Below are 14,087 nucleotides of genomic sequence, written 5' to 3'. Positions count from 1 at the left end.
GTCTTCGTGATTAATATGAATATTCTTCAGTAATTTCAGCTAAATCCAATGCATTATCTACCAGCGTGGTTATCTCCAGCAGGAGATCATCAAGGGAAGAGTTAAGCGATAATGCACCAAAAACAATGTAATACTCTTCCTGCTCCACACTGGAGATCCCTACCGATGACAGTGGCATAATCTTCTGATTTCTTAATAAGAAGGTATTAAATTCATCTGGATTACTGATACAACTTACCGGGCAAATAAATGTTTCGATAATCATCTGGCGGGAAGTAAAAAGAATATTGATTTGCAAATCGCCATAATCATTCATTTTAATAATTAATGCGTTTTCATTATTTGTTATATCAATATTTTGTTCAGGTACAGTTTGCAGCGCCGTCGCCAGCGCCAACGGATTCCATGTCATATATTATTCCATAGTGATTAAGTTAAAATATTAATAATATGAATATTTGTAGCACGTAATTATCTTACCAGCTCCAGGTAAAAAAAAACCATCCAAATATGGATGGTTTTTCATAATTCAGAGGAATTAGCTACGCTGGCGTACTGCTTCAAATAAACAAATGCCGGTCGCTACCGAAACGTTCAGGGAAGAAACGCTTCCTGCCATCGGGATGCTGATCAACTCATCGCAATGTTCACGGGTCAGGCGACGCATGCCTTCACCTTCCGCGCCCATCACCAGTGCCAGACGCCCGGTCATTTTGCTCTGATAGAGAGTATGATCCGCTTCACCCGCCGTACCAACGATCCAGATATTCTCTTCCTGCAACATACGCATGGTGCGCGCCAGGTTAGTCACCCGAATCAGAGGAACGCTTTCTGCCGCGCCACAGGCCACTTTTTTCGCCGTTGCATTGAGTTGAGCGGAACGATCTTTCGGTACAATCACCGCATGAACGCCAGCGGCGTCTGCGCTACGCAGGCACGCACCGAGGTTGTGTGGATCGGTAACGCCGTCGAGGATCAGCAGGAACGGTTGTTCGAGCGAAGCGATCAGATCCGGCAGATCGCTTTCCTGATACTGACGTCCAGGCTTCACGCGGGCGATAATGCCCTGATGCACGGCACCGTCGCTTTTCTCGTCGAGATATTGACGATTTGCCAACTGGATAACCACGCCATGAGATTCGAGGGCGTGAATCAGCGGTAACAGACGTTTATCTTCACGGCCTTTTAAAATAAAGACTTCCTGAAAACGTTCAGGGGCGCGCTCCAGCAGGGCCTGCACTGCGTGGATGCCGTAAATCATTTCGCTCATTAATGTACTCGTTGTTAACGTTTTGCCTGATACGCTACGCTTATCAGGCCTACATGATTCTGCAATATATTGAATTTGCGTGATTATGTAGGCCTGATAAGGCGTTCACGCCGCATCCGGCATGAACAAAGCGCACTTTGTCAGCAATCTGACCCTCTTCTTTTTGAAGAGGGTTTTGATCACTCAGCTACTTTTTTCTTCGCTGCACGCTTCGCTTTGGTCGCTGCAGCTATTTTCTGCGTTTTAGCCGATGGCTTTTTCGCTTTTCTCGCGTCTTTTTTCGCCGCTTTCGGCTTCGCTTTTTTCTCACCACGGAAAGCACTGTCTGGCTCAAAGTTTACCTTTTTGCCCACCTGACGACGCTTACCGGCTTTTTTACCTGCATCACCTTTTTTCGCTTTCTCGCGCGCCGTTTTACCGACGTTGCGTGGCGCGCGTTCGCTGGAGATCAGGCTAAAGTCGATCTTGCGCTCGTCCATATTAACCGCTTCGACGCGAACTTCCACGCGGTCGCCCAGGCGATAAGTCTGGCCGCTGGATTCCCCCATCAGACGTTGACCAACCTGATCAAAGCGATAGTAGTCGTTATCCAGCGAAGAAACGTGGACCAGGCCATCAATAAACAGATCATCCAGGCGAACAAAGAAACCGAATCCAGTGACGCTGGAAATTACGCCTTTAAAGACGTTGCCCACCTGGTCGAGCATAAAGTCACACTTCAGCCAGTCTGCCACATCACGCGTTGCTTCATCGGCACGACGTTCCGCCATCGAACAGTGCTGACCCAGTTGCAGCATCTCTTCCATTGAATAATGGTAGCCACCGGTTTCAGTCGTGTTCCCCTGATGCCCCTGCTCTTTCGCCAACAGATACTTAATGGCACGATGCAGCGTCAGGTCAGGATAACGACGAATCGGTGAGGTAAAGTGGGCATAAGACTGCAATGCCAGACCAAAGTGACCGCGGTTTTCCGGATCGTAAATCGCCTGTTTCATTGAGCGCAGCAGCATGGTTTGTAGCATTTCTGCGTCAGGACGGTCGGCAACCGACTCCAGCAGTTCTGCGTAGTCGCGCGGTTCTGGCTTGTTACCACCCGGCAATTCCAGCCCCAGTTCCGCCAGCACTGAACGGAAAGAGGTAATCGCTTCGGTGCTCGGCTTGTCGTGAATACGGAACAATGCCGGTTCTTTCGCTTTCTCAACGAAACGTGCCGCCGAGATATTCGCCAGAATCATACACTCTTCAATTAATTTGTGCGCGTCGTTACGCTGAGTCTGTTCGATACGTTCAATACGACGTTCAGCGTTGAAAATAAACTTCGCTTCTTCACTCTCAAACGAGATCCCACCGCGCTCTTCGCGGGCTTTATCCAGCACTTTATAGAGGTTATGCAGCTCTTCGAGATGCTTAACCAGCGGCGCGTATTGTTCACGCAGTTCCTGATCGCCCTGCAGAATATGCCAAACTTTGGTGTAAGTCAGACGCGCATGAGAGCTCATCACCGCTTCGTAGAATTTATAGCCGGTCAGGCGACCTTTCGACGAAATGGTCATCTCGCACACCATACACAGGCGGTCTACCTGCGGATTGAGCGAGCACAGGCCGTTAGAGAGTACTTCCGGCAGCATCGGGATAACCTGCGACGGGAAGTAGACCGACGTACCGCGGTTACGTGCTTCTCTGTCCAGCGGTGTTGGTGGACGCACATAGTAACTGACGTCGGCAATTGCGACCCATAAACGCCAGCCACCGCCGCGTTTCTTCTCGCAGTAAACCGCATCGTCAAAGTCACGGGCGTCTTCGCCATCAATGGTGACCAACGGTAAATCACGCAGATCGACACGGTCTGCTTTTGCCTCTTCCGGCACTTCTTCTTTCAGCCCGGCAACCTGTTGCTCAACAGCCTGCGGCCAGATGTACGGAATTTCATGGGTGCGCAGGGCGATATCAACCGCCATGCCGGTGCCCATATTGTCGCCAAGTACTTCGACGATTTTACCCACCGCTTTGGTACGACGTGTCGGGCGTTGAGTCAGTTCGACAACAACGACAAAGCCCATACGTGCGCCCATGATCTGATCAGGTGGGATTAAGATATCGAAGCTCAAACGGCTGTCGTCAGGAACCACAAAGCCGACGCCCGCTTCGGTAAAGTAACGACCCACAATCTGGCTCGTTTTTGGCACCAGTACGCGGACAATACGCGCTTCACGGCGGCCTTTACGGTCAGCACCAAGCGGTTGCGCCAGAACCTGATCGCCATGAATGCAGGTTTTCATCTGCTCGCTGGAAAGATACAAATCATCTTTACGCCCTTCAACCCGCAGAAAGCCGTAGCCATCACGGTGGCCAATAACAGTACCTTTCACCAGATCGAGACGTTCCGGCAGCGCATAGCACTGACGGCGAGTGAAGACCAGTTGACCGTCGCGCTCCATCGCGCGCAGGCGACGACGCAGGCCTTCAAGCTGCTCTTCGCCTTCAATGTGCAGCTCTACCGCCAGCTCATCACGGCTGGCCGGTTTTTCACGTTTGGTTAAATGTTCGAGGATAAATTCCCGACTAGGGATGGGATTCGCGTATTTTTCAGCTTCGCGTTCCTGGAAAGGATCTTGTGACATCTCGGTTCCTCCGTTGTCATCTCTGATGAAGATTTTCGTCACTCCACCAGCAATAATTTATAAAGCGGTTGATTCTCTTCAACCAAATCGGCAAGCGTGTAGTTATCCAGTTCCGTAAGAAAACTTTGCACGGCCTTTGAAAGTGCCTGTTTCAACCGACAGGCAGGTGTGATGTGGCAAAACTCACTGCTGCAATTCACCAACGATAAGGGTTCCAGCTCGCGCACCACATCACCAATACGTATAGCACTCGCCGGTTTACCCAGGCGAATGCCGCCATTTTTTCCACGAACAGCAGTCACGTAGCCGGCACGACTAAGTTGATTGATTATTTTGACCATATGATTACGGGAAACGCCGTAGACGTCAGTCACTTCAGAAATGCTGGTCATCCGCCCTTCTGGCAATGATGCCATGTAGATCAGCGCGCGTAATCCGTAATCAGTGAAACTCGTTAACTGCACATCAACCTCAAAAAAGGGAAAGCGGGAAAAAATACATTTACATTGATGATAAACCAGCCACAAGCTGTGTCGCTAATTTATTTCAGTTTGGGGAAGGAAAAAAGCGAGGATTTAACACTGTGTCGGATAGCGTAATGGCTTACCCGGCACAGTAATGTATCACACTGCTAGCCCGGCAGGCAAAAGATCTGCCGGGCGTACCAGAATTACGCGTCGAACGGGTCGCGCAGAATCATGGTTTCAGTACGATCCGGACCAGTAGAGATGATATCGATCGGCACACCGGTCAGCTCTTCAATACGCTTGATGTAGTTCAGCGCTGCCTGCGGCAGACCGCTACGATCTTTCACGCCAAAGGTGGATTCAGACCAACCCGGCATGGTTTCGTAAATCGGCTCAACGCCTTTCCAGTCGTCTGCTGCCAGCGGAGTGGTGGTCACTTCGCGACCATCCGGCATACGGTAGGCCACGCAGAGTTTCACCTCTTTCAGGCCGTCCAGAACGTCCAGTTTGGTCAGGCAGAAGCCAGACAGAGAGTTCAACTGTACCGCACGACGAACAGCAACGGTGTCCAACCAGCCGGTACGACGGCGACGACCCGTTGTCGCGCCAAATTCGTTACCCTGCTTGCAGAGGAACTCGCCGGTTTCATCAAACAGTTCAGTCGGGAACGGACCTGCGCCAACGCGAGTGGAGTAAGCTTTGAGGATACCCAGAACGTAATCAACATAACGCGGCCCCAGGCCGGAACCGGTCGCCACGCCACCCGCAGTGGTGTTGGAAGAAGTTACGTACGGATAAGTACCGTGGTCGATATCCAGCAGCGTACCCTGCGCACCTTCGAACATGACGAAATCGCCACGTTGACGCGCCTGGTCGAGCAGGTCAGAAACGTCAACCACCATAGAAGTCAGGATGTCAGCAACCGCCATCACATCATCCAGAACTTTCTGGTAATCAACCGCTTCAACTTTGTAGTAGTTAACCAACTGGAAGTTGTGATATTCCATCACTTCTTTCAGTTTTTCAGCGAAGGTTTCTTTGTCGAAAAGGTCGCCAACACGCAAACCGCGACGTGCTACTTTATCTTCGTAGGCCGGCCCGATACCACGACCCGTGGTGCCGATCGCTTTCGCACCACGCGCTTTCTCACGTGCGTTATCCAGCGCCACGTGATAATCAAGGATCAGCGGACATGCTTCAGACAACAGCAGACGCTCACGAACGGGGATGCCACGGTCTTCCAGTTCTTTCATCTCTTTCATCAGCGCAGCCGGAGACAGCACAACACCGTTACCGATGATGCTGGTTACATTCTCGCGAAGAATACCTGATGGAATAAGATGGAGAACGGTTTTTTCACCGTTGATTACGAGAGTATGGCCTGCGTTGTGACCGCCCTGGTAGCGTACAACATATTTAGCCCGTTCAGTCAGAAGATCGACGATCTTACCTTTACCTTCGTCACCCCATTGGGTGCCCAGTACGACGACGTTGTTACCCATTTTTCAAAATCACCGTTTGCTTAAAAATGGATTCTACCATCGCTTTTTCAGAGTTACAGCACTTTTTGCATCCAAAAATGACCTTAGTCAGTCTATTTTTTGCTCAGCCAATCGTTTTCCTCAACATGTAGTAGACCACAACGCCCGCAACCACAAGTCCACCGCCAAAACGACGTAAAATATTATCGGGTAAATTAGTCATTGCAGAAATCATCTTCTTCCACGCCTGTGGGTAAAGCATCGGCCCTAAACCTTCCAGCACCAAAACCAGAGCAAGCGCCAGCCAGATTGTCGAATTCATTCATTATCCTTATAGAAAAAGAAAACCACCGACATCCCTGAGGATGCGGTGGCTTTATTTACCTGTACCGCGGTCGTTATCTTAACGCGTCGTGGAGCTCGGCGTCTTCATGTAGCGGAAGAAATCGCTGTCCGGGCTCATGACCATCACGTCCTGATTGCCAGAGAAACTGTTCTCATAAGCACGCAGGCTACGAATGAACGCATAGAAGTCTGGATCCTTGCTGAATGCGTCTGCAAACAGCTTGGCAGCTTCAGCATCGCCTTCACCGCGCATGATACGGCCCTGACGCTCTGCTTCTGCCAGCGTTCTGGTCACTTCATAGTCGGCAGTCGCGCGCAGTTTTTCCGCTTCTTCCTGACCTTGTGAACGGTGACGACGCGCTACCGCTTCACGCTCGGCGCGCATACGGTTGTAAATCGCTTCAGACACTTCGGTCGGCAGGTTGATCTGCTTGATACGCACATCGACAACTTCAATACCCAGCGCAGCCATACTGTTCGGGTTGATGACCGGAACCTTGCCCTTAGTCTCTGCCGTTACACGTTCAGCGGCTTCTGCGATAGCGTTATCTGCCGCAGGCGTAGACACTTCATCTTCCGTCCCCGCAGAACCAGAGTTCAGCGCGTCACGCACTTCAAGGGTCAGACGACCACGAGAATCAGTGACGATGTCTTTCACATCCAGACGACCAATTTCAGAACGCAGACGGTCAGAGAACTTACGTTTCAGCAGCACTTCTGCTTGCGAAATATCGCCGCCGCCCGTTGCCAGGTAGTAACGGCTGAAATCGCTGATGCGCCATTTGATGTAAGAGTCGACGATCAGGTCTTTCTTCTCTTTGGTCACAAAGCGGTCTGCCTGGTTGTCCATGGTCTGAATACGCGCGTCGAGCATTTTCACTGTTTCAATGAACGGTATCTTGAAATGCAGACCCGGTTCATAAACCAGAGGTTTGTTGTCATCGTCACGCAGTACCTTACCAAAACGCAGCGTAATACCGCGCTCACCTTCTTTGACGACAAAGACAGACATGTAAAGCACTACCAGCACGATGATGATAATCGCGATAACTGACTTACGCATCGTTATTCCCCCTGACGCTGGTAGTCGTTACGCTGCGCGTTGGCGCGGCGTTGGTCCATAATATCGCCCTGACTGGTGGACGACGTGTTGCTTGCTCCACTGGTTGTGGAGGAAGAGGCTGGCGGCAGACGCAGCAAGTTGCTGGCACCGTTGTCGCTCTTCGCCGCAGGCGCGTTGCCGCCTTTCAGCATCTGGTCTAACGGCAGAACCATCAGGTTGCCACCTTTATCGTTAACCAGCACTTTGCGGGTGTTACCCAACACTTTTTCCATCGTCTCGATATACAGACGCTCGCGAGTAATTTCCGGCGCGGCTTTATATTCCGGCAGAAGTTTAGCAAAGCGCGCCACTTCACCCTGGGCTTCCAGGATAGTCTGAGCCTTGTACGCACGCGCCTCTTCGAGGATACGTTGCGCCTGACCGTTCGCACGCGGCTGAACTTCGTTGGTATACGCCTCTGCTTCACGAATGTATTGCTGTTCGTTTTCACGCGCAGCAATCGCATCGTCAAACGCGGCTTTTACTTCTTCCGGCGGACGAGCGGCCTGGAAGTTGACGTCCAGCAGCGTGATACCCATGTCATACGGACGAATCGTCTCTTCCAGTTCGCGCTGGGTATCGCTACGAATCACAGTACGACCTTCCGTCAGAATGCGGTCCATGGTGTATTTACCGATAACTCCACGCAGGGCGCTGTCGGTAGCCTGACGCAGACTGTCATCCGGGCTGGTCACGCTATACAGGTATTTTTCCGGATTAGTGACGCGGTACTGCACGTTCATCTCAACGCGCACCACGTTCTCGTCCGATGTCAGCATCACACCGGAAGCAGCCAGTTCACGCACGGCTTCTACGTTCACCGGTTTGACTTCGTCGATAAACGTCGGTTTCCAGTTCAGACCCGGCTCAACCAGATGGCTGAATTTACCAAAGCGTGTTACCACGCCACGTTCGGCTTCTTTAATGGTGTAGAAACCACTGGCCGCCCAGATAATGACAATCGCTGCCGCTGCGATGGTAACGACACGACCGCCAAGCTGCGGGCGCGGACCTTGCGATGAACTACCACCGCCAGATCCAGTGCCTTTGCCGCCGCCCAGTCCACCGAGCTTTTTGCTCAGTTTGCGGAAGATATCATCTAAATCAGGTGGCCCTTGATCACGACCGCCTTTGTTTCCATTTCCCTCAGAGTTGCCGCCAGGTTTGCTGCTTCCCCACGGGTCGCGGTCTTGTCCGTTATTACCGGGCTGATTCCACGCCATGTTTGTGCTCCATATTTGTTATGCGGTGATCCCTGTTGTCTTTCGACGCCAGAGGATATGACTCCACGCTTCAGACGCTTTGCCGGTTAGATCAGGTAATCGATCAACGCCGGTTCTTGTTTACAGAGGCGACGCCAGTCAATGATCGGCATACGAACTTGCAGACTTACGCTGCCGTCCTCCTCCATCCACTCTTTTTCTATTGCCTGAAGCTGATAAAAACGGCTTCTCAGACGCCCTTCCTGCGGCGGCAAACGCAATGTATGCTGCGCCACCTCACCGGAAAGCCGCTCCGTCAAAGCCTGAAAAAGCTGTGGTATCCCCGCTCCGGTCTGCGCGGAAAGCCAGACACGAATCGGTTTGTTCTCTTCATCTCGATCAATACGCGGTTCGAAATCGTCCAGCATATCGATCTTGTTCATCACCAGCAGGGTTGGGATCTCGTGAGCATCGATCTCTTCAAGAACCGTATTCACCGCTTCGATGTTCTCCTGTACGCGCACATCTGCCGCATCAATGACGTGCAGCAGCAATGTGGCTTGCCGCGTCTCTTGCAACGTGGCTTTAAACGCCGCCACCAGATCGTGCGGCAAGTGGCGAATGAACCCTACGGTATCCGCCAGTACGGTTTCACCGACATCCGCGACGTCAATACGCCGCAACGTAGGGTCGAGGGTGGCAAACAACTGGTCTGCCGCATAAACCCGTGCTTCGGTGATGCGATTGAAAAGGGTAGATTTACCGGCGTTGGTATATCCCACCAGCGAAACTGTAGGAACGTCGGCTTTGATGCGCGATTGCCGCCCCTGCTCACGCTGCTTTTCAACTTTTTCCAGGCGCGACTGTATCTGCACAATGCGATTACGCAACAAACGACGGTCGGTTTCGAGCTGGGTTTCGCCCGGCCCACGCAAACCGATCCCGCCTTTCTGTCTTTCAAGGTGGGTCCAACCACGCACCAGGCGCGTGGCCAGATGGCGCAACTGCGCCAGCTCAACCTGCAACTTACCCTCATGAGTACGTGCACGTTGGGCGAAAATATCTAAAATAAGACCAGTGCGGTCGATAACACGACATTCGCACAAACGCTCCAGGTTACGCTCCTGCGCCGGACTCAGTGCATGGTCAAAAAGAACGACCGAAGCACCCGTCGCTTTTACGGCTTCCGCAATTTCAACGGCTTTACCTTCACCAACAAAATACTTTGGGTGCGGCGCTTTACGGCTACCGGTAATCACCTGCAATGCTTCGACACCGGCGGAAGAGACCAGAGATTCAAACTCCTGGAGGTCTTCCATATCTTTGTCTTGCGTAAAATAGATGTGTACCAGCACCGCCTGCTCACCAGCATCATAACGGTCAAACAAGCGTATAACCCTCTAAATAGATCAGCGGGGAACGCAGGATCGCTGGCTCCCCGTGTAAAAAAACAGCCCAAAACCTTATTCGGTTTCTTCGCTGTCCTGTTGCGCGGAAGTATTCTGCGCGCTGCTACCATGATGGTAGTTACTGCTGGTACTGCCACCGGCGTTGTTACTGTGATGAGAAACCGGGCGAGACGGGACAACAGTAGAAATCGCGTGCTTATAAACCATCTGGCTGACCGTGTTTTTCAACAGGATCACGAACTGATCAAAAGACTCGATTTGTCCTTGCAGCTTAATACCATTCACCAAATAAATAGAAACTGGAACACGTTCCCGACGCAGTGCGTTCAGGAACGGATCTTGTAAAGATTGCCCCTTAGCCATTCTCTCTTTTCCTTATATGCTTATTTGTACTTTGAACCTTTCGATTCTGAAAAAATTGCGCACGATACGTCTCAATTGTACACATTCAGCCTGCGATAGCACCAACAACCTGTAATACTTCGTCACGCGCCTGTTCTGGTTTTTCACTGTCAAGCCAGTGAACCCCTTCCCAACCACGTAGCCAGGTTATTTGCCGCTTCGCCAACTGTCTCGTGGCGCAAACACCTCGATAAACCATTTCATCGTATGAGATTTCGCCTTCAAGGTAAGACCACATCTGGCGATAACCCACGCAACGAATGGAAGGCAAATCCGTATGCAAATCTCCTCGGGCAAAAAGCGCCCGGACTTCTGCTTCAAAACCTGAAGCCAACATCTGATGAAAACGCTGCTCAATTCGTTGATGGAGCAGTTCACGGCTCGCCGGGGCGATGGCGAACTGATGCACCTGATACGGTAGAGCGTCTCCTGACGTTTGCGTCAGTTCCGTTAAAGTTTTACCCGAAATGAAAAAAACTTCCAGTGCCCGGGAAAGCCTTTGTGGATCATTTGGATGAATCCTTGCTGCCGCAACCGGATCGATCTCCTGAAGTTGACGGTGCAATGACTCCCAACCTTGCTCTGCCGCCTGTTGCTCAATTCTGGCCCGTACTTCCGGGTCCGCCGACGGTAGCGGCGACAACCCTTCCAGTAACGCCTTGAAATACAACATCGTACCGCCTACCAACAGCGGGATCCGCCCCGCCGCGGTGATATCGGCCATTTCCACCAGCGCATCGCGGCGAAAATCAGCAGCCGAATAAGCCTGCGACGGATCGCGAATATCCAGCAATCGGTGCGGCGCGGCGAGTAACTCTTCAGCGTTCGGCTTCGCCGTCCCGATATCCATCCCTTTGTAAATAAGGGCAGAATCAACGCTTATCAACTCTACTGGTAAAATTTTACGCAGCTCAATAGCCAGCGCCGTTTTACCGGAGGCCGTTGGCCCCATCAAAAAAATTGCCTTAGGCAGGCTCGCCTTACTGATATCACTCATCTTTCAGGGCTTTTATCGCCGGATGTAAATCAACAGATTGTAACAGACCACTCGGCGGCGTTTTCACAAGCTGAGGACATAACCGTTCTACGTCCGCCAGTAGGGTAATGGCTTGTGCCATTGACCACTGTGCATGTTCGCTCGTCAGATTTCGTGCAATCCACTGCGCAATATTGCCATGTTCGAATACGGACTGCTTTGCCAGGTAGCCTATCAGTTCAGGAATCAAGATTTGTAAATTTTGTTGGCGTAAGGGTAAAGGCACGGCCCTGATGGTCACATGCTGCGCATCGGACTGATATTCAATGCCTAACTCTGCCAGTGCAGACTGCGCTTTTTCTAATGCCGATTTTTCTTCGCCAGAGACTTTTAGCCGCAACGGAATAAGCAACGGCTGGGCGCAAACTGGCGATTCACCCGGCGTCAGTTGCACCTGACGCAACCAGCGTTCCGCTACCGGCAGGGCTAAAAGTGAAATTTTGCCGTCGCGTTCCAGCAGCGCACAGTCAGAATGGACGATAGTCAGCACCCGACCAAAGCTTTGACCATTCGCTGCCAGCGTAAGTTCCTGCGGTTCTGACGCTTTTGGTTTGTGCATTGGCGCAGGCGTTTGCAAAAGCTGGCGATACACTTCGCCTTGCTGTTTCTGGTAGCCTGGCTGTGCGTTCGGCCACGGAGCGGCCTGGCGGCTGCCTGTTGCTGGAGCAGGAGAGTAGCGCTGGGCTGCTGGCTCACGAACTGCCGGTTCAGCGAAATGATTACGCCCTGCTGCCACGCGGTTTTCTGGTACAGGACGCGGTGCTGGCTGAGCGTTACCCTCCAACGGCAAAGGCGTTTCCAGTTGCTGTTGCAGCACGCTTAACACGCCCTGATAGATAAAATCATGCACCAGGCGCGACTGATGAAAACGCACTTCGTGTTTGGCAGGGTGCACGTTAACATCCACCTGATGCGGGTCGATCTCAAGATACAACACAAACGCCGGTTGTTGGTCGGCCCCCAGTTTATCTTCGCAGGCCTGGCGAATCGCGTGATTGATCAGGCGATCGCGCATCATGCGCCCATTCACGTAGCAATACTGAATTTCTGCCAGCGCGGGCGTGGTATGAGTCGGATCTACGACCCAGCCGTGCAGCGTGAGGTCACCGTGCTGCCATTCAATCGCCAGCGCATGTTCGAGAAAAGCGGTGCCACAAATCGCCCCTAAACGGCGCTCTTTTTGCCCGCCTTCCGGCACCGCGCGGTACTGGCGCATGATTTTGCCGTTATGTGACAGGTTGATGGTCACATCGAAACGCGCCAGTGCAATACGCCGGATAATCTCATCAATATGGTTAAATTCCGTTTTCTCGGTGCGCATGAATTTGCGCCGCGCCGGGGTGTTGTAGAACAGATCCAACACTTCCAGCGTCGTTCCCACCGGATGGGCAGCAGGTTTAACCGTCACATCCATATCACGCCCTTCGGCATAAGCCTGCCAGGCTTCCTGCTGTTCCGCGGTGCGCGAAGTGAGTGTCAGGCGGGAAACCGAACTGATACTCGCCAACGCCTCACCGCGAAAGCCCAGGCTGATAATGGCTTCGAGATCGTCCAGAGAGGCGATTTTACTGGTGGCATGACGCGCCAGCGCCAGCGCCAGTTCATCTTTTTTGATACCGCAGCCGTTATCACGAATGCGGATAAGTTTCGCCCCACCACGTTCGATATCAATATCAATGCGCGTCGCCCCCGCATCGAGGCTGTTTTCCACCAGTTCTTTGACTACCGACGCAGGTCGCTCGACCACCTCACCTGCGGCAATCTGGTTCGCCAGTTGTGGCGGTAAGACCTGAATTGGCATCAATAATCCTTAGTTTGGCAGCGTGCGATCTGACGTCGTGGCAGTACTGGCTGTCTGCGCAGTTGCGCCCTGCGGCGCAGACTGCATCGGATGCGCAAGGAAATAATTGCGCAGGCCGTTGTAAATGGCTTCTGCCAACTGCTGTTGATAATCGTCGCTCGCCAGCAAACGCTCTTCGCTGTTATTGCTGATAAAACCGGTTTCGACCAGTACTGACGGGATATCCGGCGAACGCAGAACGCCAAGGCTGGCGTGTTCTGGTCGACGTTTATGAATTTCGCCAATGCGTTGTAACTGGCTGATCATACTGGTCGCCACATCATACCCTACCCGCTGGGAATGACCGAACTGTAAATCCAGCACAGCCTGGCTTAAGTACGGATCCGACTGGCTGTTTGCCAGCACATCACCAGCACCGCCCAGCAACTCTGACTGTTTCTCGTGCTGTTCCAGCCAGCTTGCCATTTCACTGTTTGCGCGACGGTTCGAGAGCACCCATACAGAGGCGCCGGTGGCACTGCGGTTCGGTGCGGCATCGGCGTGAATCGACACGAGGAAATTGGCGTTTTGCTTACGTGCGACGTCACTACGCCCCATCACCGAAATAAAGTAATCCCCATCGCGGGTTAAAACCCCCTTAAACATCGGATCGGCATTGAGCAAAGTACGCAATTTACGCGCGATGGCGATGGTGACATTTTTCTCCCGCGTACCGCCAGGGCCGATAGCGCCTGGGTCCTGACCGCCGTGCCCGGCATCAATGGCGATGACAATTTTATCGCCAGTGTTAGCCGTCGCGCGCGCTGCCGGACGCGTTACCGTATTGCTGCTGATGACACCTGTTGTGCGGTTGCTTTCAGTTTTAAACGGATTGCGCGCAGGTTCACTTACGCGCGGTGCGACAACCGTAGGTGTTTCAACGCGTTTAGCAACCACAGGCGGCGGAGGGGG

General features: G+C 52.4%; 13 protein-coding genes. All 13 read right to left on the bottom strand.

Annotation, left to right across the window (positions count from 1 at the left end):
• Positions 1–10: 10 nt before the first annotated feature.
• Entirely contained in the window at positions 11–412 is a 402-nt protein-coding gene (locus A9587_RS18540) for a DUF2170 family protein (protein WP_000220117.1), read from the bottom strand.
• 126 nt (positions 413–538) lie between these two features.
• Positions 539–1,270 (bottom strand): 23S rRNA (guanosine(2251)-2'-O)-methyltransferase RlmB, encoded by a 732-nt coding sequence (gene rlmB / locus A9587_RS18535; protein ID WP_001293269.1) that lies wholly within the window; start codon positions 1,268–1,270, stop codon positions 539–541.
• Positions 1,271–1,449: 179 nt separating this feature from the next.
• On the bottom strand, positions 1,450–3,891 hold the full coding sequence (gene rnr / locus A9587_RS18530; protein WP_105263712.1) for a ribonuclease R: 2,442 nt from the start codon (positions 3,889–3,891) through the stop codon (positions 1,450–1,452).
• A gap of 38 nt (positions 3,892–3,929) precedes the next feature.
• The gene (nsrR, locus tag A9587_RS18525; RefSeq protein WP_001177639.1) at positions 3,930–4,355 is read right to left on the bottom strand and encodes a nitric oxide-sensing transcriptional repressor NsrR; all 426 of its coding nucleotides are present in this window, start codon (positions 4,353–4,355) and stop codon (positions 3,930–3,932) included.
• Positions 4,356–4,561: 206 nt separating this feature from the next.
• On the bottom strand, positions 4,562–5,860 hold the full coding sequence (gene purA / locus A9587_RS18520; RefSeq protein ID WP_000527967.1) for an adenylosuccinate synthase: 1,299 nt from the start codon (positions 5,858–5,860) through the stop codon (positions 4,562–4,564).
• A 103-nt stretch (positions 5,861–5,963) separates the two neighbouring features.
• Positions 5,964–6,161 carry a DUF2065 domain-containing protein gene (locus tag A9587_RS18515; protein WP_001089300.1) on the bottom strand — a complete coding sequence of 66 codons (198 nt, stop codon included), beginning with the start codon at positions 6,159–6,161 and terminating at the stop codon, positions 5,964–5,966.
• 81 nt (positions 6,162–6,242) lie between these two features.
• Positions 6,243–7,247: a protease modulator HflC gene (gene hflC, locus A9587_RS18510; RefSeq protein WP_105263713.1), complete on the bottom strand. Its 1,005-nt coding sequence runs from the start codon at positions 7,245–7,247 to the stop codon at positions 6,243–6,245.
• Positions 7,248–7,249: 2 nt separating this feature from the next.
• Positions 7,250–8,509, bottom strand: coding sequence for an FtsH protease activity modulator HflK (hflK, locus tag A9587_RS18505; protein ID WP_000312488.1), 1,260 nt, complete (start codon positions 8,507–8,509; stop codon positions 7,250–7,252).
• Positions 8,510–8,595: 86 nt separating this feature from the next.
• On the bottom strand, positions 8,596–9,876 hold the full coding sequence (gene hflX / locus A9587_RS18500; protein ID WP_000460354.1) for a ribosome rescue GTPase HflX: 1,281 nt from the start codon (positions 9,874–9,876) through the stop codon (positions 8,596–8,598).
• Between the two features lie 75 nt (positions 9,877–9,951).
• Positions 9,952–10,260 (bottom strand): RNA chaperone Hfq, encoded by a 309-nt coding sequence (gene hfq / locus A9587_RS18495; protein WP_001051887.1) that lies wholly within the window; start codon positions 10,258–10,260, stop codon positions 9,952–9,954.
• Between the two features lie 85 nt (positions 10,261–10,345).
• Positions 10,346–11,296: a tRNA (adenosine(37)-N6)-dimethylallyltransferase MiaA gene (gene miaA, locus A9587_RS18490; protein WP_089621230.1), complete on the bottom strand. Its 951-nt coding sequence runs from the start codon at positions 11,294–11,296 to the stop codon at positions 10,346–10,348.
• Positions 11,289–13,136 (bottom strand): DNA mismatch repair endonuclease MutL, encoded by a 1,848-nt coding sequence (gene mutL / locus A9587_RS18485; RefSeq protein WP_105263714.1) that lies wholly within the window; start codon positions 13,134–13,136, stop codon positions 11,289–11,291. The genes miaA and mutL overlap by 8 nt, the downstream gene beginning before the upstream one ends.
• Before the next feature lie 9 nt (positions 13,137–13,145).
• On the bottom strand, positions 13,146–14,087 hold a 942-nt coding region (gene amiB / locus A9587_RS18480; RefSeq protein WP_105281941.1), incomplete at its 5' end, for an N-acetylmuramoyl-L-alanine amidase AmiB.

The sequence above is a fragment of the Escherichia sp. MOD1-EC6162 genome (genome assembly GCF_002965125.1).
Lineage (GTDB): Bacteria > Pseudomonadota > Gammaproteobacteria > Enterobacterales > Enterobacteriaceae > Escherichia > Escherichia marmotae.
The sequence above is the reverse complement of the archived record's forward strand: the minus strand, read 5'-3'. Positions and strand labels throughout refer to the sequence as shown.